This is a genomic window from Streptomyces sp. SAT1 (assembly GCF_001654495.1).
In the GTDB taxonomy this organism is placed as follows: domain Bacteria; phylum Actinomycetota; class Actinomycetes; order Streptomycetales; family Streptomycetaceae; genus Streptomyces; species Streptomyces andamanensis.
Map to the genome: position 1 here is coordinate 2,408,599 of NZ_CP015849.1, position 21,188 is coordinate 2,429,786.

Sequence of the window (21,188 nt, forward strand, 5' to 3'; positions counted from 1 at the left end):
ACACCCGGGCCCGGGTCGGCCGCATGATGGAAAGGCCGCGGCCGGGCGACACGCGCGGCAGACGCACGCACAGCACACAGAGGAGACACCGTGAGGGTCGGAATCGTCGGAGCCACCGGTCAGGTCGGCACGGTCATGCGCAGGATCCTCACGGAGCGCGACTTCCCCGTCACCGAGCTGCGCCTGTTCGCCTCGGCCCGCTCGGCGGGCCGGGTGCTGGACGGCGTGACGGTGGAGGACGCGGCGAGCGCCGACTACTCCGGCCTGGACATCGTGCTGTTCTCGGCGGGCGGCGCGACCTCGAAGGCGCTGGCCGAGAAGGTCGCCGGGCAGGGCGCCGTGGTGATCGACAACTCCTCGGCCTGGCGCCGCGACCCGGACGTGCCGCTGGTGGTGTCCGAGGTGAACCCGCACGCGGTCGCGGACCGCCCCAAGGGCATCATCGCCAACCCGAACTGCACGACCATGGCCGCGATGCCGGTCCTCAGGCCGCTGCACGCCGAGGCCGGTCTGGAGGCGCTGGTCGTCGCCACCTACCAGGCGGTGTCCGGCTCGGGCGTCGCGGGCGTCGCCGAGCTGCACGGCCAGACGCAGAAGACCGTCGCCGACGCCGACAGGCTGACCCACGACGGCTCGGCCGTCGACTTCCCCGAGCCGGCCGTCTACAAGCGCCCGATCGCCTTCAACGTGCTGCCCTTCGCGGGCAACCTCGTCGACGACGGTCTGAACGAGACCGACGAGGAGCAGAAGCTCCGCCACGAGTCCCGCAAGATCCTGGAGATCCCGGAGCTGAAGGTCTCCGGCACCTGTGTGCGGGTGCCCGTCTTCTCCGGGCACTCCCTCCAGGTCAACGCCCGTTTCGCGCGGCCGATCAGCCCGGAGCGCGCCACCGAGCTGCTGGCCGGCGCCCCCGGTGTCGTCCTCTCGGACATCCCGACGCCGCTGGAGGCCGCCGGCCAGGACCCGTCCTTCGTCGGCCGCATCCGCCGCGACGAGACCGTGGAGCACGGCCTCGCCCTGTTCCTGTCCAACGACAACCTCCGCAAGGGCGCGGCCCTGAACGCGGTGCAGATCGCGGAGCTGGTGGCGGCGGAGCTGAAGGGCTGACCCGGGCGGCGGGCCCCGGAGCACCCGGGGCCGCGCACCTCGTGGAGGCCCTACGGCCTGCGCACCTCGTAGAGGAAGCAGCCGTACTCGACGGCCCGGATGTGGACCAGTGCCACGGCCGGGTCGTCGAACGCCTCGGTGAGGGCGGCGTCGAAACGCCCGGCGCCCGCCTCCACCAGCGCCCCGCCCAGGATGCGGCCCTGGGCGGAGTAGCGGCGCGCCACGCGGGGCGCGTTCGCGAAGGGGAGCCGGTCGCCGGCGTCCGGGCCCGCGCACTCCCCGGCGTGCACGAAGACGGGCCCCTGCTCGTCGTAGGCGCCGGGGTCGGCGCCCGTCGCGGCCGCCCAGCGCCGCAGCGGCGCGTAGGAGACCAGCGCGAGCCGCTCGCCGGGCTCGCTCCTGCGCAGGCAGCAGCGCAGCGGAGCGCCGCCTTCCGGGTCGGTGAAGGGGATCGCCGGGCGTCCGGCGTCGTCCCGCCCGCGCAGCCGGCTCAGCACGGCCGGTTCGACGGCGCGTGCCTGGTGGACCATGGTGTCTCGCCCTGTCGTCATGGCTCCAGCCTCGCGCCGCGACCGGCCGCCCACCGGCGGAATCCGGTCGTCGCGTTCCGTGCGGCTCGCATGGAAGGATGACGCAATCCACACATCACGAGGAGATGACCGCGTGCCTGGCACAAACCTGACTCGCGAAGAGGCGCGGCGGCGGGCGAAGCTGCTGACCGTTGACTCGTACGAGATCGATCTCGACCTCTCCGGCGCGCAGGGTGGGGGCACCTCCCGCTCGGACGAAGCCGAGAGCGGGGGAGGTACCTACCGGTCGGTGACCACGGTGCGCTTCGACGTCGCCGAGGACGGCGCCGAGTCCTTCATCGACCTGATCGCCCCGGCCGTCCACGAGGTGACCCTCAACGGCGACGCGCTGGACCCCGCGGAGGTCTTCAAGGACTCCCGGATCGCCCTGCCCGGCCTGCTGGCGGGCCCCAACGTGCTGCGCGTCGCCGCCGACTGCGCGTACACCAACACCGGTGAGGGCCTGCACCGCTTCGTCGACCCGGTCGACGACCAGGCGTACCTGTACACGCAGTTCGAGGTGCCGGACGCCCGCCGCGTCTTCGCCGCCTTCGAGCAGCCCGACCTGAAGGCGACCTTCCGGTTCACCGTGAAGGCGCCCGAGGGCTGGACCGTCGTGTCCAACTCGCCGGCCCCCGAGCCCCGCGACAACGTCTGGGAGTTCGCGCCGACGCCGCGCATCTCGACGTACATCACGGCGCTGATCGCCGGCCCGTACCACTCCGTGCACAGCGTGTACGAGAAGGACGGGCAGTCCGTGCCGCTCGGCATCTACTGCCGTCCCTCGCTCGCCGAGTTCCTCGACGCCGACGCGATCTTCGACGTCACCCGGCAGGGCTTCGACTGGTTCCAGGAGAAGTTCGACTACGCCTACCCGTTCGCCAAGTACGACCAGCTGTTCGTGCCCGAGTTCAACGCGGGCGCGATGGAGAACGCGGGCGCGGTGACCATCCGCGACCAGTACGTCTTCCGGTCCAAGGTGACCGACGCGGCGTACGAGATGCGGGCCGAGACGATCCTGCACGAGCTGGCCCACATGTGGTTCGGCGACCTGGTCACCATGGAGTGGTGGAACGACCTGTGGCTGAACGAGTCGTTCGCCACCTACACCTCCATCGCCTGCCAGGCGCACGCCCCCGGCTCGCGCTGGCCGCACTCGTGGACCACGTTCGCGAACTCCATGAAGACCTGGGCGTACCGGCAGGACCAGCTGCCGTCCACCCACCCGATCATGGCGGACATCAACGACCTGGACGACGTCCTCGTCAACTTCGACGGCATCACCTACGCCAAGGGCGCCAGCGTCCTCAAGCAGCTGGTGGCCTACGTCGGCATGGACGAGTTCTTCCGGGGCGTGCAGGCGTACTTCAAGCGGCACGCCTTCGGCAACACCCGCCTGTCGGACCTGCTGGGCGCCCTGGAGGAGACCTCCGGCCGCGATCTGAGGACCTGGTCGCACAAGTGGCTGGAGACGGCCGGGATCAACATCCTGCGCCCGGAGATCGAGACCGACGAGAACGGCGTCATCACCTCCTTCGCCGTCCGCCAGGAGGCCCCCGCGCTCCCGGCCGGCGCCAAGGGCGAGCCCACGCTGCGCCCGCACCGCATCGCGATCGGCCTGTACGACCTGGACGAGGCGAGCGGCAAGCTGGTGCGCGCCGAGGACGGCCGGATCGAGCTGGACGTGGACGGCGAGCTGACCGCCGTGCCGCAGCTGGCCGGCCGGCGCCGCCCGGCGGTCGTCCTGCTCAACGACGACGACCTGTCGTACGCCAAGGTCCGTCTTGACGAGCAGTCGCTCGCGGTCGTCACCGAGCACCTGGGCGACTTCGCGTCCTCGCTGCCGCGCGCGCTGTGCTGGGCCTCGGCCTGGGACATGACCCGCGACGGCGAGCTGGCCACCCGCGACTACCTGTCGCTGGTGCTGTCCGGCATCGGCAAGGAGTCCGACATCGGCGTGGTGCAGTCGCTCCAGCGCCAGGTGAAGCTGGCCATCGACCTGTACGCCGACCCGGCCGCCCGCGACGCGCTGCTGACCCGCTGGACGGACGCCACGCTGGCCCATCTGCGCACCGCCGAGGCGGGCAGCGACCACCAGCTGGCCTGGGCCCGCGCCTTCGCGGCGACCGCCCGCACGCCCGAGCAGCTCGACCTGCTGAACGCGCTGCTGGAGGGCTCGCAGACGATCGAGGGCCTGGCCGTGGACACCGAGCTGCGCTGGGCCTTCGTGCAGCGGCTCGCGGCGGTGGGCCGGTTCGACGAACCGGAGATCGCCGGGGAGTACGAGCGCGACCGCACCGCCGCCGGTGAGCGGCACGCGGCCACCGCCCGCGCCGCCCGCCCGACCGAGGAGGCCAAGGCCGAGGCGTGGGCGTCGGTCGTCGACTCCGACACGCTGCCGAACGCCGTCCAGGAGGCGGTCATCGGCGGCTTCGTCCAGACCGACCAGCGCGAGCTGCTGGCGCCGTACACCGAGCGGTACTTCGAGGTGCTCAAGGACATCTGGGACTCCCGCTCCCACGAGATGGCCCAGCAGATCGCGGTCGGCCTGTACCCGTCGGTCCAGGTCTCGGAGGACACCCTGCGCCGCACCGACGAGTGGCTGGCCTCCACCCCGCCGAACGCGGCCCTGCGCCGCCTCGTCTCGGAGTCCCGCGCGGGCATCGAACGCTCCCTGCGCGCCCAGGCGGCGGACGCGGCGGCGGGCGGCCGCTAGGCGCCCGCCACGCTGCCCGCGACGGCGAGTTGAGGGGCGCCCGGTGCGCATGCCGGGCGCCCCTCGCGTTGGCGCGCGCGGGCGTGCGTACGCCCGCCTGCGCGCGCCTCTTCAGCGTGTGACCGGTCCTGCGTCCCCGTCCCGGGCCACCGGCACGGGCACGGGCCGTGCCGCGCCCTGCCCACCGCTCTGCGGCCGAGTGGCCGTGAAGCCGGTCGCCAACGTGGTGGGCGGCAGAAGGTCGGCCCGAACACAGGAGGACCGCGTGAGTGACAGCACCTGGGTCAGCACCTCGATGCCGTACCTGGCTCCGCACGAATCCGGGCAGCCTGACGCCTGGGCGGCCGAAGCGGCGGCGCGAGGCGGGAAGGGCAGCCAGCGCATCACGTACGCGGGCGAGGTGCCCGCTCCGGACGAGGTCGCCGCACTGTTCGAACTGCCCGCCGGAGAAGCCGTCGTGGTACGCCGCCGGGTCATCGAACTGGACGGGTGGCCCACCGAGTTGACGGACACCTACTATCCCCTGGTCATCGCGCGCGGCACCCGCCTCGCCGAGCGTGCCAGGATCCCGGGCGGGGCCGTGACCCTTCTCGCCGGACTCGGCCATGTCGGTGCGCGCGTACGCGAGGACGTCACAGCGCGTATGCCCGATCCGGACGAGTGCGAGGCCCTGCGCATGGCACCGGACCAGCCGGTGCTTCGCCTCAGCCGCGTCACGCTGGACAGAACCGACCGGCCCATCCAGGTCGATCAGATGCTCATGCCCGCCCACCGGCAGCAGTTGCGCTACGAGATGCGAATCGGATGACCGTGCCCGACGACAACGGACTCCCGGACCGGCGCTCACTGCACGAGCGGATCGCCGCCGACCTCCGGGACGACATCATGAGCGGCGACCTGGCGCCGGGCACCAGCCTGCCCTCCACCGCCCAGCTCAAGGACCGGTTCGGCGCCTCCAACGCCACGATCCAGAAGGCGGTGCAGATCCTCAAGGACGAGGAACTGGTGGTCGGCCGCGCCGGTGCCGCGATCACGGTGCGCGAGCACCGCCAGCGGACCATGCGTCCGGCCGCGTTCATGAGCCCGGCCACCCCGGGAGAGCCCTACAGGTGGCTGACCGAGGCGGCGAAGCTCGGCAGCCGCGCGCACAGCACGCTCCTGGACGTACGGGAATCGAACCCGCCTGCCGACGTCCGCGCCGCGCTGGGCCTCGCGGACGGCGAGACGGCGCTTCTGCGCCACCAGGTCCTCTCCCTCGACGGCGAACCGGTGGAACTGGTCAAGTCCTACTACCCGATGGCGGTGGCCCGCGGTACCGCCATCACCGAGAAGCGGAAGATCCGAGGCGGCACCCCAGCGCTCCTCGCCGGACTCGGGTATCCCCCGCGCCTCAGCGTGGACCGGGTCTCGGCCCGGGTCCCCACGCAGCAGCAGTTCCAGGCGCTGGCACTGCCCAGTGATCTGCCGGTGCTGCGGACCCTGCGCGTGGTGTTCAGCGACGACGACTTCCCCATCGAGGCCACGGTCATGGTCAAGGCCGGGCACCTCTACGAGCTGCAGTACGAGTTCACACCCGACTGACCGCCGGGGCGCCTGTCTGCGCGCGCCCCGGTCAGCCCTCGCCCGCCTCGGTCCGGGCGTCCTGGGCGGTCGTCAGGTGCGTGGCCGCTGTGCGCAGGGCCGCCAGGACGGCCCGGGGGGCGGGGGCGTCACGGGCGCCCTTGCGCAGGGCGGCCACGACGTGGCGGTGGGGGCGGTCGGCGGCCAGTTCGCGGAGCACCACGCCGTCGCGGCGCAGGGCGGCCATGCGCGGTACGAGCGCGACGCCCATGCCCGCCTCCACCATCGCCAGGATGGCCGTCCAGCCGGCCGCCGTGTGCCCCTGGTGCGGGCTGAACCCGGCCGCCTCGCAGGCCGTACGGGTGATGTCGGACCACGGGCCGCTGCCGCCGAAGATCCACGCCTCGGCGGCGAGATCGGCCAGCCGCACCTCGGGCGCCGAGGCCAGCGCGTGGCCGGGCGGCAGGGCGAGGTCGAGCGGGTCGGCGAGCAGCGGCACGCGGGTGAAGCCCGGGTCGACCGCGGTCGGCGCGTGCGCGGCCAGCGACAGCGCGAGGTCCACCTCACCGGCGGCCAGCAGGTCGTACGCCTCGCCCGCCTCCGCCTCCCGCACCCGTACGCTCACCCCGGGCCGGCTCGCGCGCAGCGCCCGTACCGCCGGGACCACCAGGGCGGGCACCGCGGTCGAGAAGGCCGCGACCCGCACCTCACCGGCCTCGCCGCGCGTGTACGCCGCCATCTCCGCGTCCGCGCGTTCCAGTTGCTCGAACACGGCGTCGGCGTGCCGCAGCACCAGCCGGGCCGCGTCCGTGAGCCGCACCCGCCGCCCGCGCGCCTCCAGCAGCGGCACCCCGAGCTGGGCGGCGAGGTTGGTCAGCTGCTGGGAGACGGCGGACGGGGTCATGTGCAGCGCCTCGGCCGTCGCGGTCACGGTCCCCCGCTCCCGCAGCGTCCGCAGGATGCGCAGCTTCCGGATCTCCCACTCGGCCATGGCGGCAACCTATACGGCCGTACGACCCGTACGGCCGTACGGTCCTCAGCGGCGTCAGCGGCGGGCCGCCGAGCCGAGGACGACGCCGCCCAGGATCAGCACCATGCACAGTGCCTGGCGCGGACCCGCCGCCTCGCCGAGCAGCGCCCAGGACAGCAGCGCCACACAGACCGGCTGGAGGTAGTAGACGAGTCCGGCGCGGGTCGGGCCGACCAGGGAGATCGCCTTGTTCCAGGCGAAGAAGGCGAGGGCGGAGGACATCACGCCGACGTAGAGGAGCGGGAGCAGGGTGCCGGGCGCGGGGGCGAACCCGCCCTGGAGCGCGAGGCTGCCGAGCTGGCACGGCACCAGCATGAGCGTGCCGGCCAGGAAGGTGGTGAAGAGGAACCCGGCGCCGTCCAGCCCGGCGGGGCGGCGGCGCAGCAGGGCGCTGTAGCCGCCGAAGCAGCAGGCCGCGGCGATCATCCACAGGTCCCCGGCGGCGAAGGAGGCCCCGCCGCCGCCCGCCACCAGCAGCACCACACCCGCGCAGGCGGTGAGCAGACCCGCGACCCGGCGGGCGCCGAGCCGGGCGCCGCCGGCCCGTTCCAGGACCGCCATCAGCACCGGCGAGGCGGCCATGATCATGCCCATGTTGGCGGCCGGGGTGGTCAGTCCGGCCTGGTTGACCAGGGTGTTGTAGACGGCGATGCCGAGCAGCGCGGCCAGCAGGACGAAGGCCGCGTGGCGGCGGATCAGCTCCCGCTGCCGCCAGGCGGCGCGGGCACCGAAGGGCGCCACCGCCACGAGCGCCACCACCCAGCGCCAGAACGCCTGCTGCACCGGCGGCACGCTGTCGTGCAGCGCGCGGGAGGTGACGAAGCTGCCCGCCCAGACGACGGTGGCCAGCGCGGCGAGGGCGGTTCCGAGGGCGGCGGGCCGCGGGGCGGACGCGGTCGCCGGGGCCGGTGGTGCCGCGGGCGGGCGGGGTGTCCGGTTCCGGACGGAGGCCACGGGGGTCCTTTCGCTGGACGGGGCGGGACGGCGGGCGGGGCGGAGGCGTCCCACCCGGTCCGGAACCACCGTGACAGCGGCCGACCTGTCAGGTCCATCGAAACTTTTCGAGCGGTCTTTTCAGCAGAACTGAAAGGTTGAGGAGCGGCTGAAGGAGCTGTGGCGGCTCAACCCACGTGGGTGGCGAGCGCGGCCTCGATCTCCGCCGGGTCGGGCGTGTCCGCCGCCCAGGCCGCGTAGCCGTCGGGGCGGACCAGCAGGGCCGTACGGCGCCCGCTCGCCCAGCGCGCGGCGGTCAGGCGGGCGGCGCGCTCCGGGGTCACCTCGTGGGTTTGGGGGGCGAGGAGGACGAACCGGCCGCCGCGCAGGGCCTCGTACAGCCGGCCGCCGCCCGCGAGCGCCACGTCCGGGACGCGGGTGCCGACGAGCCGGTGCGCGCCGCGCGGCGCCCGGTAGCGGTAGCCGATGCCGGTGACCTGACCGGTGACCAGGCGGCGGAGCGGGGCGCAGGCGCCGAGTGCGGTGACGAGCGCGGCGCGCAGGGCCAGGGTCCAGGGGCGCCCGGCCATCGCGAGCCGCACGATGCCGCCGCTGCTGCGCAGCACGGCCCTGCCGACCGGGTGGCGTTCGGCCTGGTAGGTGTCGAGGAGCGCCTCGGGTGCGTGCCCGGTGACGACCTGGGCGAGCTTCCAGCTGAGGTTGGCCACGTCCTGGAGGCCGGTGTTCATGCCCTGCCCGCCGGCCGGACTGTGCACATGGGCGGCGTCCCCGGCGAGCAGGACCCGGCCGACGCGGTAGGCGGGCGCCTGTCGCTCGTCGCTGTGGAAACGTGAGGTCCAGCGGGCGTCGTGCATGCCGTAGTCGCGGCCGAGCGCGAGCCGGGTGATCTCCTTGACCTCGTCGAGGCCGACCGGCGCGTCGTCGGCCTCCTCCCGGCCCCGGCGCCAGCAGATCACCCGGTGGTAGCCGTCCCCGAAGGGCGCGAGGAAGGCGAACGCGTCCCCGGTCGCGTTGACCGTCAGCAGCGTCTCGGGCGGCTCGGCCAGCCGTACGTCCGCCAGCACCACCGAACGGATCACCGACCGCCCCGGGAACGGCAGCCCGACCGCCCGCCGCACCGCGCTGCGCATCCCGTCCGCGCCGACGACGTACGCCCCGCGCAGCGACGCCGGCCGGCCGTCGGCGCCGCGCACCGCCACGGTCACGCCGTCCGCGTCCTGGGCGAGTCCGGTCACCTCGGTCTCGTAGCGGAAGTCCACGCCGCTCTCGGCCGCGCGCCGCTCCAGCACCTTCTCGACCTCGTACTGCGGCAGGACGAGGACATGGCGGAAACGGGAGTGCAGGGCGGTGAGGTCGAGGGAGAGGCGGCCGAAGAGGTCCAGCCGGTCCAGGGGGCGGCCGATCGCCTCCAGTTCGTCGGCGAGCGCGCGGGCGTCGAGCTGTTCGAGGGTGCGGGCGTGCAGGACGAAGGCGCGGGAGAGGTTGCTGATCCGGTGGGGGCGCTTCTCGACGAGGGTGACGGGGACACCGGCGGCGGCGAGGTCGCCGGCCAGCAGGAGTCCGGTGGGGCCGGCGCCGACGACGATCACGGGGGTGGTGGTCATGAGGGGCCTCCTCGATGGCTGCTTCGGCCGGTCCACGCTTGTGGGCAAACGCTTGTGGGCGAGCGAGTGCGTGGTGGTTCGGGCGCCAACACTCGTGGGCGAACACTTGTAGGCGAACGCCCGTGGGTGAACGCTTGTGGGCCAACATGCGTGGGCCAACATCTGTGGGCAAACGTAAACCCGGCGACGCGGGCGCGTCAACGCTTGTTGGCCTACGCGTGTTGGCCTACGCTCGTAGGCATGCCAGATCGCGCCACCCCAGCCACGTCACCTGCCTCCTCTGCCGCACCCGCCTCTCCTCCCCCTTCCGCCTCGGCCCGACGTTCCGACGCCACCCGCGCCGCCATCCTCGCCGCCGCGCGGGCCCGTTTCGCGGCGGACGGGTACGAACGGGCGACCATCCGGGCCATCGCCAAGGACGCGAAGATCGATCCGTCGATGGTCATGCGCTACCACGGCAACAAGGAGAGCCTGTTCGCGGCGGCCGTCTCCGTGGATCTGCGGCTCCCGGACCTGACCGCGCTCCCCCGCGACCAGGTCGGCCACGCTCTCGTCTCGCACTTCCTCGACTTCTGGGAGGAGAGCGGCGAGCTGACGGCGATCCTGCGCGTCGGTGTCACCAACACCGCCGGGGCCGAGCGGCTGCAACGGGTGTTCCGGGAGCAGTTGCTGCCGGTGGCGCAGGCGGTGTGCCCGGATCCCGAGCAGGTTCCGGCGCGGGCGGCGCTGTGCGCGTCCCAGTTGCTCGGGCTGGCGCTCACCCGGTACGTGCTGCGCATCCCGGCGGCCGTCGCCCTGGCCCGCCAGGAGGCGCTGGCCTGGCTGGCGCCCACCGTGCAGCGCTATCTCACGGCGCCCAGCCCCTGACCGCGCCCGGCCCGAGGGGCGGACACGGCGAGGGCGCCCGCCCCGTCGCGTACGTACGGCTCATGCGCGTACGTACGGCGGGGCGGGCGCCCTCGGCGTAGGACCAGGCGTGGGACCGCCGGTGGCCGTCAGGCCTTGACGTTCACGTTCCGGCTGGTGTCCTGGTGCTTGTGGGACCGGTCCAGGACCATGACGAGACCGCCGATGATCACGAACAGGGCGAGCGGGATCCCGACGAACAGACCCAGCGTCTCGGCGACGCCCAGGCCCTTGCCGGGGTCGTCGCCGTCGTCACGGATCACCGCGAGCGCGGGGGACGACATGAGCAGCATCATCAGCGTCGTACCGGCCGCCAGGGTGCCGGCGCGCAGGGCGTTCTTCTTGTCCACGGTGCCAAAGTAGCGAACGCCGGAACGGGCCGCGCGTCCGGGGTGCCGTATGAGGCGCGCGGACCGCCCGCGCGCCCCCGCCGTCAGCCCTCCGCCCCTCCTCCTTCGTCCTTCCGCACCCCTGCCCGCACCCCTGCCCGCACCCCTGCCCGCACCCCGGCGCGCAGCACGTCGGCCAGGGCGCGCAGACGGGGCGAGGCGGCCAGGTCCTCCAGGGTCACCGGGCGGCCCCCGGCGTCGGCGACGGGCAGGCGCCAGTTGGGGTATTCGGCCGAGGTCCCGGGCAGGTTCTGCGGGCGGCGGTCGCCCACGGCGTCCGGCAGCCAGAGGCCCACCATCCGGGCGGGGGTGCGCAGCAGGAAGCGGTGGACAGCCTGGATCCCGGCCTCGACCCGGGCCTCGTCCCCGGGGCCTCCGGCCACTCCGGCCACTCCGGCCACTCCGGCCGTGGTTCCCGCTCCCTCACCCGCCGCCCCCGGGAGCAGTCCCAGTTCCCCCAGCAGGGCCAGCCACTCGTCCACGTCCGCGGTGGCCTCCGCGCGTTCCTCCTCCAGCGGGCGGGTGAGCAGGCCCAGGCGGTGGCGCAGGGCGACGTGCTCGCCGGTGAGGCGGGCGGCGGTGGACGGCAGGTCGTGCGTGGTGGCCGTGGCCAGGCAGTCGGCGCGCCAGCGGGCGGGCGGCAGCGGGCGGCCGTCGCCGTCCCAGTCCCGTTCGAACCAGAGGACCGACGTGCCGAGCACTCCGCGCCGGTCCAGGGTCTCGCGCACCCCGGGTTCCACGGTGCCGAGATCCTCGCCGATCACCACGGCCCCGGCCCGCGCGGCCTCCATTACCAGCACGGCGAGCATGGCCTCGGCGTCGTGGCGGACGTAGGTGCCCTCGGTGGGCGGGTGGCCGCGCGGCACCCACCAGAGCCGGAACAGGCCCATCACATGGTCGATGCGCAGGGCGCCCGCGGAGCGGAACAGGGCGCGCAGCAGCCGCCGGAAGGGCGCGTGGCCGCAGGCGGCGAGGCGGTCGGGGCGCCAGGGCGGCAGGCCCCAGTCCTGGCCGTGCGCGTTGAAGGCGTCCGGCGGGGCGCCGACGGACATCCCGGCGGCGAAGACCTCCTGCTGCGCCCACGCGTCGGCGCCGCCGGGGTGCACGCCCACGGCGAGGTCGTGCACGATCCCGAGCGGCATGCCGGCCTCGCGGGCGGCGCGCTGGGCGGCGGTGAGCTGTTCGTCGGTGAGCCAGGCGAGGCGGGAGTGGAAGTCGACGCGGTCGGCCAGTTCCGCGCGGGCGCGGGCCGTCTGCGGCGAGCGCGGATCGCGCAGGCCCTCGGGCCAGCGGCTCCAGTCGGGGCCGTGCGCCTCGGCCAGGGCGCACCAGGTGGCATGGTCGGTCAGGGCGCCGCCCTCGCGGGCGAGGAAGGCGGCGTGGGCGGCGGCTCGGCCGGGGCCGAGCGGGACCCGGTGCAGGATCTCCAGGGCCTCGCGTTTCAGGTCCCACACCGCGTCCCGGTCGATCAGGGCGCCCTTGCCGAGGACCTCGGCGCGCAGGCGGGCGGCCCGTTCCCCGAGGGTGTGCAGCCGTGCGCGGTCCGCGTCGCCGGTGACGTACGCGAACTCGGGGACGTCCTCGATCCGCAGGTGCACGGGGTCGGGGAAGCGGCGGGAGGAGGGGCGGTAGGGCGAGGGGTCGGTGGGGCCGGCGGAATCGGTGGGGTCGCCGGGCACGGCCGCGTGCAGCGGGTTGACCTGGACGAACCCGGCTCCCAGGGTCCGCCCGGCCCAGCCGCTCAGCTCGGCGAGGTCGCCCAGGTCGCCCATGCCCCAGGAGCGGTGGGAGAGCAGGGAGTAGAGCTGGACGAGCAGCCCGTAGGAGCGTCCGGGCGGCGGGGGCAGCCGGGGCGGGGCGACGATCAGGTGCGCCTCGGCCCTCCGGCCGTCGGGGGCGGTGGCGGTCAGCCGGTGGACGCCCGGGGGCAGGTCGTCGGCGCCGGAGCGGGTCCCGCCCTGCTCGGTCTCGACGGTGAGCCGGGTACCGGGTGGGAGCGCGGTGAGGGCTTCGGGGGGTCCGGCGTCGGTCCAGTGGACCAGGGTGGGCGGGAGCAAGCGTTCCCGCAGGGCGCTCTCGCGGGCGGTGAGCGCCGCGCGTACCGCCTCCGGGGTGCTCGCGTCGACGTCCAGGGCGGCGAGCGCGGCGACGACGGCGCCGGGCGAGGCGGCCACCGTACGGCCCGGGGCCGGGCTGTAGGAGGTGGCGACGCCGTGCAGCGCGGCGAGCCGGGCGAGGTCGTCGTCCCCGGCGCCCCCCGCGCCCCCGGTATCCCCGGCGGATCTGGCGGATCCGGCGGGTCCGGCGGTTCCGGCGGTTCCGGCCGGCCGTGGCGCGGCCATCTACCGCTCCGCGCCGCACGGGCCGGGGTCGGCGGTGGACTCGCTGGTCAGCGGCGCGGCCTCGGCGAGGGGCGGTTCGCTGGTGAGCGGTTCGGCGTCGGGCAGCGGCGGTTCGCTGGTCAGCGGGGCCTCGGCCCAGGGCGCCTCCGAGGTGAACACGTCCGGGTAGGGGTCGCCGGGGTGGAGGGCGTCCAGACCGGTCTCGTCCAGACCGGTCTGGACGAGACCGGTGGTGTCCGGGCGGAGCCGGTGGTCCGGCCCCGCCGCGGGTTTGGGCAGGGTCCGGTCGGGTCCGGGCACATCGGAGGAGGTGGTGCCCTCGGGTGTGGCGTCGGACAGGGCGGTGTCCGAGAGGACGGTGTCGGTCAGGGCCGAGAGCAGCAGGTGCGCCGGTGCGGTCACGGGGGTCTCCTTGTCGGCTGCGGCAACGAGCGGATTACCGCAGCCCTACCCAGTGCGCGCGCGAGCAGACGCACGGGAGCGAACTACGTGCTCTCGGTCACATTCCGCTTCCACCAGGTTGCGCTACGCACGGCCCGGCGGCCACTTCCGCCCGCGCGGACGGCGGAACGCGGGTGACCGGTCTCGTCCCGAGAGGCGCGGCAGGGCGAGGCGGGGCGGCCCCTCAGGCGGAGATCCCGTCGATCCGCGCCAGCGCGTCGTCCGCGCCGTACGGCTGGAGATAGGGCAGCCAGCGCGGGTCGCGGTGGCCGGTGCCGATGATGCGCCAGGCCAGACCGGTCGGCGGGGCCGGCTTGTGCCGCAGGCGCCAGCCCAGTTCGACGAGGTGGCGGTCGGCCTTGACGTGGTTGCAGCGGCGGCAGGAGGCCACCACGTTGTCCCAGGCGTGCAGCCCGCCGCGCGAGCGCGGGACGACGTGGTCGACGCTGGTGGCGACGCCGCCGCAGTACATGCAGCGGCCCCCGTCCCGGGCGAACAGCGCCCTGCGGGTCAGGGGGACGGGCCCCCGGTAGGGGACCCGGACGAAACGCTTGAGCCGGACCACGCTGGGTGCGGGGACGGTGACGGTCGCGCTGTGCAGATGGGCGCCGGACTCCTCGAGGCAGACCGCCTTGTTCTCCAGCACGAGGACGAGCGCGCGGCGGAGCGGTACGACGCCGAGGGGCTCGTACGACGCGTTGAGGACCAGGACATGCGGCACGGGTGCCTCCTTGTACGCCGGCGGCGCGTGGCTCGCGCCGGGACGATCTGGAGTCAGTCTCCCCTCATGCCTGGTGGACGCGCCACCATGTCCCGGTAACGGGCCGGGAGTGTTTTCGACCACACCCGGCGCGGGCCTCGGGACGCCGCGCGCCCACACGGCCTGATCAGAGGGGGAGGGGCGGTGCCGGGGGCGGGCCGGTCCGGGAGTTCGCGGGGAGCGGCGTTCCGTGCCCCGTTAGTGTGGTTGCCCTGCCCGTGCGGTGACCACTTCGTGACCCAGACGATATCGACCGCCGCGTTTCGGATCGCGGCGCCGGCGGGCAGGCGCACCTGGAGGTACCCGCCGTGTCCTTGTCCGCCGTCCTGCTGGCCGCCGGCCCCTCACCGTCCCCCTCGGAGTCACCCTCCGTGACGGTCCCCACGCTCCAGGACGCCCAGGAGAGCGCGAACCAGGCCGCGAGCTGGGTGGAGCAGAACTGGTCCACCTGGCTGGCGATCGGTATGCGGGTCGTGCTGATCCTGGTGATAGCGAGCGTGCTGCGGGTGGTGGTGCGGCGGGCGATCACCAAGCTGATCGACCGGATGAACCGCACCGCGCAGCAGGCGAGCAGCACGGCGCTGGGCGGGCTGCTGGTCAACGCGGAGCGGCGCAGGCAGCGGTCGGCGGCGATCGGTTCGGTGCTGCGCTCGGTGGCGAGTTTCCTGATCATGGGGACGGCCGCGCTGATGGTGCTGTCCGCGTTCCAGATCAATCTGGCGCCGCTGCTGGCGTCGGCCGGTGTGGCGGGGGTCGCGGTCGGTTTCGGCGCCCGGAACCTGGTCACGGACTTCCTCTCCGGTGTCTTCATGATCCTGGAGGACCAGTACGGCGTCGGGGACACGATCGACGCGGGCGTGGCCTCCGGTGAGGTGATCGAGGTCGGGCTGCGGGTGACGAAGCTGCGCGGCGACAACGGCGAGATCTGGTACGTCCGCAACGGCGAGGTCAAGCGGATCGGCAACCTCTCCCAGGGCTGGGCGACGGCGGGCGTGGACGTGACCGTCCGGGCGGGTGAGGACCTGGACCGGCTCAGGGCGACGCTGACCGAGGTCGCGGAGAAGATGGGCAAGGAAGAGCCCTGGAACGAGCTGCTGTGGAGCCCGATCGAGGTGCTGGGCCTGGACAGCGTGCTGATCGACTCGATGGTGGTGCGGGTCTCGGCCAAGACGATGCCGGGCAGGTCGACGGCGGTCGAGCGAGAGCTGCGCTGGCGCATCAAGCGCGCCTTCGACGAGGCGGACATCCGCATCGTGGGCGGCGCCACGGCCCCCGCCGACGACGAGGCCCCCGACCCGATGGCCACCATCGCCGCCCCCTCCGCCTTCGCCAACCCGGCCTCCGACCAGGCCAAGGCCGCCACCCCGATCCCGCCGCAGCAGCCGACGGGCAAGTAGGGACGGGCCGGGACGGAACGGTTCAGCACACTCGTTCGAGTGAAGGACCCTCTGCTACGGCGTGACGCGCGGGTCGCATGCTCCATCGTTGCGCCGGGGCACCCGGCGCGGGCTTAGCCTGGCAGCAGCGCGACAAGGAGAACCAGCCGCGACAAGGAGAACCAGCGGTGAGCGCCGAACCCATCACGGAGCCGGTCATGACGCAGCAGGACCCCATCGATCTGTTGATCGCGATCGAGAAGGCGTCCGTGGCGCCGATTCGACCCGAGTACGTCGAGGGGACGGCCATCGTGCCACCGCAGCCGAACGACAACCACAACGACGGCGTGTTCGAGTTGGCCCATCAGTTCCGTACCGCCGGCTTCCGCCTCGTCGGCATGGGAAACGGCTATCGCGCCGCCCACAAGGACGGCAGCACCATGGCCCTGGTCGTCCCGGACTTCTACGTCCGCCGCCGGAGGCCGACCGAGCTGGACGAGTCCTACCACCGGGCGCACAAGTCCTGGTACCCGATCGACATGCTCGCCCTCGTCGGCGAGGTCACCTCCACCAACCACGAGACGGACACCGGCCCGAAGCTCCGCACATACGCCGCAGCGGGCGTCCCCGTCTACGTTCTCATCAACCGCGAGTCGAGGACGGCTCACTGCCTCACCGACCCGGTCGTTCCCGGGGGCGAGCCCACCAGGGCCTACTACGACACCGAGGAAAAGGTCGACCTGGGACAGGCTCTCCCTCTGCCCGTCCCGTACCCCACGCTCGACACCGCCCCGTTCGTCGCGGGCTGAGCCCGGATTCCGGCACCCGCGCATAACGACTCCGCAGCCTCCCCGTCGCCCGGTCTTGACGCCCCCTTCATCTCGGGCTTAGGTTCCTGGCACTCGAACAGGAAACTTTCCTAACAGTGATCTTCCAGGGCAGGGGGCGAGACGCATGGCAGGGACCGCCGGTACGCCGGGCACCCCGCGCGTCCTGCGCGCCATGAACGACCGGGCCGCCCTCGATCTGCTGCTGGAGCACGGGCCGCTGTCGCGCACCCGGATCGGCAAGCTGACCGGTCTCTCCAAGCCGACCGCCTCGCAGCTGCTGGCGCGTCTTGAGGCCGCCGGGCTGGTGCTCGCCACCGGCACCAGCGAGGGCAGGCCGGGTCCGAACGCGCAGCTCTACTCCGTCAATCCGGCCGCCGCGCACGCCGCCGGACTCGACGTCAATCCGCACCGCATCCGCGCCGCCGTCGCCGACGTCACCGGCCGCACGGTGGGCGAGTTCAAGCTGCCCACACCCGGCCGGCACCCGACCCAGCCGGTCGTCCGGCAGGTCACCGACGCGCTGGACGGCGCGGTGAAGGCGGCGGGCCTGGCCCGCGCCGACGTGCACCGCCTCGTCATCGGCACCCCCGGCGCGTTCGACCCGAACACCGGCCGGCTGCGCTACGCCTCCCACCTGCCCGGCTGGCACTCCCCCACGATCCTCGACGAACTGGCCGCGGCGCTGCCGATGCCGGTGGAGTACGAGAACGACGTCAACCTCGTCGCCATCGCCGAGCAGCGCCTCGGCGCGGCCCGCGGCCACCAGGACTTCGTGCTGCTGTGGAACCAGGAGGGCATGGGCGCCGCCCTGGTCCTCGGCGGCCGGCTGCACCGCGGCTGGACCGGCGGCGCCGGCGAGGTCGGCTTCCTGCCGGTGCCCGGCGCGCCCCTGGTCCGCCAGGTGACCAAGGCCAACAGCGGCGGCTACCAGGAACTCGCCGGAGCCCAGGCCGTACCCAAGCTGGCCCGCGCGCTCGGCCTCGCGGACGTGCCCACCGGGCCGTACACCGACGCCGCCGCCGCGCTCGTGGCCCGCGCCGCCGACCACGCGAGCGGCCCGCACCGCACCCTGCTGACGACCTACGCGACCCATCTGGCCACCGGCCTCGCCTCACTGGTCTCCGTGCTCGACCCGGAGCTGGTGGTGCTCAGCGGCAGCGCGCTCACCGCCGGCGGCGAGGTGCTGCGCGCCCTGGTCCAGGCCGAGCTGGAGGACCTGGCCGCCGCCCGGCCGCGCCTCGTGGTCGGCGACGTCCGCGAACAACCCGTGCTGCGCGGCGCGCTGGAGAGCGCCCTCGCGGCCACCCGCGACGAGGTCTTCGACACCTCGCGCTGAACCACCGCACGACCGCCCCCCGCACCACCCGTCCTCCCCCGTCCGCACCGCACCGTCCCGCCCCCGCCCCAGGGAGAACCCGTCATGCCCGAAGTGCCCCGGAAAGCGGCCCTCGTCCTCGCCGCCTCCGTCTCCGTCGCGCTGTTCGCCACCGCCTGCACCGGCCAGCCCGGCTCCGGAGCGAACGACGACGCCTCGAAGGACACCACGATCAACTTCTGGCACGCCTGGAGCGCGCCGAACGAGGTGAAGGGCGTCCAGGCGCTGGTCGACGGCTTCGAGAAGGCGCACCCCAACATCCACGTCAACGTCGTCGGCAACATGACCGACGACAAGATGAACCAGGCGCTGCGCACCGGCGGTGACAAGGCACCGGACGTGATCTCGTCCTTCACCACCAACAACGTGGGCAAGTTCTGCTCCTCGGGCGCGCTGGTCGACCTCAACCCCCTCTTCAAGAAGGCGGGCATCGACGCCGGCAGAACATTCCCGAAGGCGATGAACGAATACACGCAGTTCGACGGGAAGCGGTGCACGGCGCCGCTGCTCGGCGACGCGTACGGGCTCTACTACAACAAGACCGCTTTCGAGAAGGCCGGTATCAAGCAGGCGCCCAGGACCTGGTCCGAGTTCGAGGCGGACGCCAAGGCGCTGACGATCCCCGACGGGGACGGTTTCAAGCAGCTCGGTGTCATGCCGACGTACCACGGCTGGGAGACCACGACCGAGCACCTCTTCGCGCAGTTCTCCCCGCGGTACTTCGACGCCGACGGCAAGTCGAACGTCGCCAAGGACCCCGCCTTCGAAAAGGCATACACCTTCCAGAAGAAGCTCGTCGACGAACTCGGCGGATTCCAGAAGCTGGAGAAGTACCGCGCCACACTCGGTGACGAATGGGGCCCCAAGCACCCCTTCCACACCGGCCAGGTGGCCATGCAGCTCGACGGCGAATGGCGCCTGGGCATGGCCGAGGAGGCCAAGCCGGGCTTCGAGATCGGCGTGGCCCCGCTGCCCGTGCCGGACGGCCAGGAGAGCCAGTACGGCAAGGGCTACATCACCGGCACCATCACCGGTATCGCCGCCACCAGCCGCAAGCAGAACGCGGCCTGGGAATTCGTGAAGTACATCTCCACGGACACCGACGCGGTGGTCGGCTTCGCCAACGCCATCCACAACGTGCCCTCCACCCTGGCCGCCCTGAAGTCCCCGAAGCTCAAGTACGACCCGCGGTTCAAGACGTTCCTGGACATCGCGGCCGACACGAACTCGACGACCACGCCCGCCTCGATCAACGGCGGCCAGTACCTGGTCACGGTCCAGCAGCTCGGCTACGACTACGAGAGCGGCAAGCAGAAGGACCTGAAGGCCGGTCTCGAAAAGGCCGCCCACCAGATCGACACGGACATCGCGCAGGCGGAGTAGGCACGCGATGACCACCGTCACCCTGGCGTCGAAACGCCGCCGCGCGGCCCTGCGGACCCTCGCCTTCATGTCGCCCTGGCTGATCGGATTCGCGGTCTTCTTCGCGTATCCGCTGATCTCCACGGTCTACTTCTCGTTCATGCACTACGACGGCTTCAACCCGCCGACGTGGAGCGGCGCGAAGAACTGGACGTACGTCTTCGAGAACTACCCGCTGTTCTGGCCGGCCCTGCGCAACACCCTGTGGCTGGTGGTGATCATGGTGGCCCTGCGGGTCCTGTTCGGACTCGGCATCGGACTGCTGATCACCAAGATCAAGACGGGCACGGGTGTCTTCCGCACCCTGTTCTACCTGCCGTATCTGGCCCCGCCGGTCGCCGCGACCATGGCCTTCGCCTTCCTGCTCAACCCCGGCACGGGCCCGGTCAACTCCCTGCTGGAGAAGGCGGGCATCCCCGCGCCCGGCTGGTTCAACGACCCCACCTGGTCCAAGCCGGCCCTGACCCTGCTCGCCCTGTGGGGCATCGGCGACCTGATGGTCATCTTCATGGCCGCCCTGCTCGACGTGCCCACCGAGCAGTACGAGGCGGCCGAGCTGGACGGCGCCTCGCCCTGGCAGCGCTTCCGGTACGTCACCCTGCCGAACATCTCGCCGATCGTGATGTTCGCCGTGGTCACCGGGGTGATCCAGACGATGCAGTACTACACGCAGCCGCTGATCGCCGGGAAGGTCGCCTCGGGCGTGATCCAGGGCGCGGGCACCATGTTCGAGCCCGGCTACCCGGACAAGTCCACGCTGACCCTCCCCCAGCTCGTGTACAACCTCGGCTTCCAGCGTTTCGACTACGGCTCGGCCTGTGTGGTGGCGCTGGTGCTGTTCGTCCTGTCCATGGCGTTCACCTCACTGCTGATGCGGCGCCGGGGCGGTCTCATGCAGGCAGGTGACTGACGATGACCCAGGTCCTGGACCACCCGGCCGCCCTCAAGGCCCCCGTCTCGCCCGCGGAGCGCACCGCCCGCCGCAAGGCCCTCCTGGAGTGGATCGCGGTCCACGCGCTCGGCGTGGCCGCCGCCCTCTTCTTCGTGCTGCCCTTCGTGTTCGTGTTCCTGACCTCGCTGATGAGCGACAGCCAGGCGCTCAGCCGCGATCTGATCCCGCACACCTGGGAGTGGGGCAACTACAGGAAGGTCTTCGACACCCCGGGCTTCCTCACCTGGTGGCGGAACACCCTCCTGTACGCCGGAGCGGGCACGGTCCTCACCGTCGTGTCCTCCGTCCCGGTGGCCTACGCGCTGGCCAAGTTCCGCTTCCGCGGCCGCAATCTCTCGCTGATGCTGGTCATCTCGATGATGATGCTGCCCCCGCAGGTGATCATCATCCCGATGTACCTGTTCTGGGCGAAGCAGCTGGACCTGTCCGGCACGCTGTGGCCGCTGATCATCCCCATGGCGTTCGGCGACGCGTTCTCCATCTTCCTGCTGCGGCAGTTCCTGACGACCATCCCGAACGAGTACCTGGACGCGGCGAAGGTCGACGGCTGCGGCGACCTGCGCACCCTGGTGCGGGTGGTGCTGCCCATGGCCAAGCCCGGCATCGCGGCCGTGGCCCTCTTCCAGTTCTTCTACGCCTGGAACGACTACTTCGGTCCGCAGATCTACGCCTCGGAGAACCCGGCCGCCTGGACGCTGTCCTACGGCCTGGAGTCCTTCAAGGGCGCCCGCCACACCGACTGGAACCTCACCATGGCCGCCACCGTGCTGGTCATGGCCCCCGTGATCCTCGTGTTCTTCTTCGCGCAGAAGGCGTTCGTCGAGGGTGTCACGCTCACCGGAGTAAAGGGTTGAC

The 21,188-nt window shown here is 72.8% G+C and carries 19 protein-coding genes; 11 read left to right on the top strand and 8 right to left on the bottom strand.

What is annotated here, in order from left to right; genetic code table 11:
- Positions 1–90 precede the first annotated feature (90 nt).
- Entirely contained in the window at positions 91–1,107 is a 1,017-nt protein-coding gene (locus tag A8713_RS10475; RefSeq protein WP_064533172.1) for an aspartate-semialdehyde dehydrogenase, read from the top strand.
- A gap of 50 nt (positions 1,108–1,157) precedes the next feature.
- On the opposite strand, the gene A8713_RS10480 is transcribed toward A8713_RS10475, so the two are convergent.
- Complete coding sequence (locus A8713_RS10480; RefSeq protein ID WP_064533173.1) at positions 1,158–1,658, bottom strand: DUF1203 domain-containing protein; 501 nt, start codon at positions 1,656–1,658, stop codon at positions 1,158–1,160.
- 112 nt (positions 1,659–1,770) lie between these two features.
- Between A8713_RS10480 and pepN the strand changes: the two genes are divergently transcribed.
- The 3 genes from pepN to A8713_RS10495 all read left to right on the top strand — a co-directional run bounded on the left by pepN (position 1,771) and on the right by A8713_RS10495 (position 5,973).
- A complete protein-coding gene (gene pepN / locus A8713_RS10485; protein WP_064533174.1) occupies positions 1,771–4,392 on the top strand; it encodes an aminopeptidase N in 2,622 nt (873 codons plus the stop codon).
- A 265-nt stretch (positions 4,393–4,657) separates the two neighbouring features.
- Positions 4,658–5,200 (top strand): GntR family transcriptional regulator, encoded by a 543-nt coding sequence (locus A8713_RS10490; RefSeq protein ID WP_064533175.1) that lies wholly within the window; start codon positions 4,658–4,660, stop codon positions 5,198–5,200.
- On the top strand, positions 5,197–5,973 hold the full coding sequence (locus A8713_RS10495; protein WP_064533176.1) for a GntR family transcriptional regulator: 777 nt from the start codon (positions 5,197–5,199) through the stop codon (positions 5,971–5,973). Before A8713_RS10490 ends, A8713_RS10495 begins: the two co-directional genes overlap by 4 nt.
- A gap of 31 nt (positions 5,974–6,004) precedes the next feature.
- Here A8713_RS10495 and A8713_RS10500 read toward each other — a convergent pair whose 3' ends face one another.
- The 3 genes from A8713_RS10500 to A8713_RS10510 all read right to left on the bottom strand — a co-directional run bounded on the left by A8713_RS10500 (position 6,005) and on the right by A8713_RS10510 (position 9,540).
- A complete protein-coding gene (locus A8713_RS10500) occupies positions 6,005–6,943 on the bottom strand; it encodes a LysR family transcriptional regulator (RefSeq protein ID WP_064533177.1) in 939 nt (312 codons plus the stop codon).
- 54 nt (positions 6,944–6,997) lie between these two features.
- Positions 6,998–7,936, bottom strand: a complete 939-nt coding sequence (locus tag A8713_RS10505) for a DMT family transporter (RefSeq protein ID WP_079158904.1) — start codon at positions 7,934–7,936, stop codon at positions 6,998–7,000.
- Positions 7,937–8,103: 167 nt separating this feature from the next.
- The gene (locus A8713_RS10510) at positions 8,104–9,540 is read right to left on the bottom strand and encodes an FAD-dependent monooxygenase (protein ID WP_064533179.1); all 1,437 of its coding nucleotides are present in this window, start codon (positions 9,538–9,540) and stop codon (positions 8,104–8,106) included.
- Between the two features lie 240 nt (positions 9,541–9,780).
- On the opposite strand from A8713_RS10510, the gene A8713_RS10515 reads away from it, so the two are divergent.
- A complete protein-coding gene (locus A8713_RS10515) occupies positions 9,781–10,407 on the top strand; it encodes a TetR/AcrR family transcriptional regulator (RefSeq protein WP_064533180.1) in 627 nt (208 codons plus the stop codon).
- 128 nt (positions 10,408–10,535) lie between these two features.
- Here the strand turns inward: A8713_RS10515 and A8713_RS10520 are convergent, their stop codons facing one another.
- The 4 genes from A8713_RS10520 to A8713_RS10535 all read right to left on the bottom strand — a co-directional run bounded on the left by A8713_RS10520 (position 10,536) and on the right by A8713_RS10535 (position 14,339).
- Positions 10,536–10,796, bottom strand: a complete 261-nt coding sequence (locus A8713_RS10520) for a hypothetical protein (RefSeq protein WP_064533181.1) — start codon at positions 10,794–10,796, stop codon at positions 10,536–10,538.
- Between the two features lie 83 nt (positions 10,797–10,879).
- Positions 10,880–13,177, bottom strand: a complete 2,298-nt coding sequence (gene malQ, locus A8713_RS10525; protein WP_237305340.1) for a 4-alpha-glucanotransferase — start codon at positions 13,175–13,177, stop codon at positions 10,880–10,882.
- The gene (locus A8713_RS34175; protein ID WP_237305537.1) at positions 13,178–13,372 is read right to left on the bottom strand and encodes a hypothetical protein; all 195 of its coding nucleotides are present in this window, start codon (positions 13,370–13,372) and stop codon (positions 13,178–13,180) included.
- Positions 13,373–13,802: 430 nt separating this feature from the next.
- A complete protein-coding gene (locus A8713_RS10535; RefSeq protein ID WP_018568451.1) occupies positions 13,803–14,339 on the bottom strand; it encodes an HNH endonuclease in 537 nt (178 codons plus the stop codon).
- 347 nt (positions 14,340–14,686) lie between these two features.
- Here A8713_RS10535 and A8713_RS10540 point away from each other — a divergent pair, with 347 nt between their 5' ends.
- The 6 genes from A8713_RS10540 (at position 14,687) to A8713_RS10565 (ending at position 21,187) form a co-directional block, all read left to right on the top strand.
- Positions 14,687–15,775 (top strand): mechanosensitive ion channel family protein, encoded by a 1,089-nt coding sequence (locus A8713_RS10540; RefSeq protein ID WP_064533182.1) that lies wholly within the window; start codon positions 14,687–14,689, stop codon positions 15,773–15,775.
- Between the two features lie 167 nt (positions 15,776–15,942).
- On the top strand, positions 15,943–16,563 hold the full coding sequence (locus A8713_RS10545) for a Uma2 family endonuclease (protein WP_064533183.1): 621 nt from the start codon (positions 15,943–15,945) through the stop codon (positions 16,561–16,563).
- 145 nt (positions 16,564–16,708) lie between these two features.
- Complete coding sequence (locus A8713_RS10550; protein WP_064533184.1) at positions 16,709–17,920, top strand: ROK family transcriptional regulator; 1,212 nt, start codon at positions 16,709–16,711, stop codon at positions 17,918–17,920.
- Positions 17,921–18,004: 84 nt separating this feature from the next.
- Positions 18,005–19,342, top strand: coding sequence for an ABC transporter substrate-binding protein (locus A8713_RS10555; RefSeq protein WP_064533185.1), 1,338 nt, complete (start codon positions 18,005–18,007; stop codon positions 19,340–19,342).
- A 7-nt stretch (positions 19,343–19,349) separates the two neighbouring features.
- Positions 19,350–20,291, top strand: coding sequence for a carbohydrate ABC transporter permease (locus A8713_RS10560; protein ID WP_064533186.1), 942 nt, complete (start codon positions 19,350–19,352; stop codon positions 20,289–20,291).
- Positions 20,292–20,293: 2 nt separating this feature from the next.
- Positions 20,294–21,187: a carbohydrate ABC transporter permease gene (locus tag A8713_RS10565; RefSeq protein WP_064533187.1), complete on the top strand. Its 894-nt coding sequence runs from the start codon at positions 20,294–20,296 to the stop codon at positions 21,185–21,187.
- Position 21,188 lies beyond the last annotated feature (1 nt).

What these genes read in the sequence shown, in the direction of transcription:
- A8713_RS10480 (WP_064533173.1), bottom strand. Translation starts at nt 1,658, where the DNA reads ATGACGACAGGGCGAGACACCATGGTCCACCAGGCACGCGCCGTCGAA.
- A8713_RS10495 (WP_064533176.1), top strand. Translation starts at nt 5,197, where the DNA reads ATGACCGTGCCCGACGACAACGGACTCCCGGACCGGCGCTCACTGCAC.
- A8713_RS10500 (WP_064533177.1), bottom strand. Translation starts at nt 6,943, where the DNA reads ATGGCCGAGTGGGAGATCCGGAAGCTGCGCATCCTGCGGACGCTGCGG.
- A8713_RS10510 (WP_064533179.1), bottom strand. Translation starts at nt 9,540, where the DNA reads ATGACCACCACCCCCGTGATCGTCGTCGGCGCCGGCCCCACCGGACTC.
- A8713_RS10515 (WP_064533180.1), top strand. Translation starts at nt 9,781, where the DNA reads ATGCCAGATCGCGCCACCCCAGCCACGTCACCTGCCTCCTCTGCCGCA.
- malQ (WP_237305340.1), bottom strand. Translation starts at nt 13,177, where the DNA reads ATGGCCGCGCCACGGCCGGCCGGAACCGCCGGAACCGCCGGACCCGCC.
- A8713_RS10550 (WP_064533184.1), top strand. Translation starts at nt 16,709, where the DNA reads ATGGCAGGGACCGCCGGTACGCCGGGCACCCCGCGCGTCCTGCGCGCC.
- A8713_RS10555 (WP_064533185.1), top strand. Translation starts at nt 18,005, where the DNA reads ATGCCCGAAGTGCCCCGGAAAGCGGCCCTCGTCCTCGCCGCCTCCGTC.
- A8713_RS10560 (WP_064533186.1), top strand. Translation starts at nt 19,350, where the DNA reads ATGACCACCGTCACCCTGGCGTCGAAACGCCGCCGCGCGGCCCTGCGG.
- A8713_RS10565 (WP_064533187.1), top strand. Translation starts at nt 20,294, where the DNA reads ATGACCCAGGTCCTGGACCACCCGGCCGCCCTCAAGGCCCCCGTCTCG.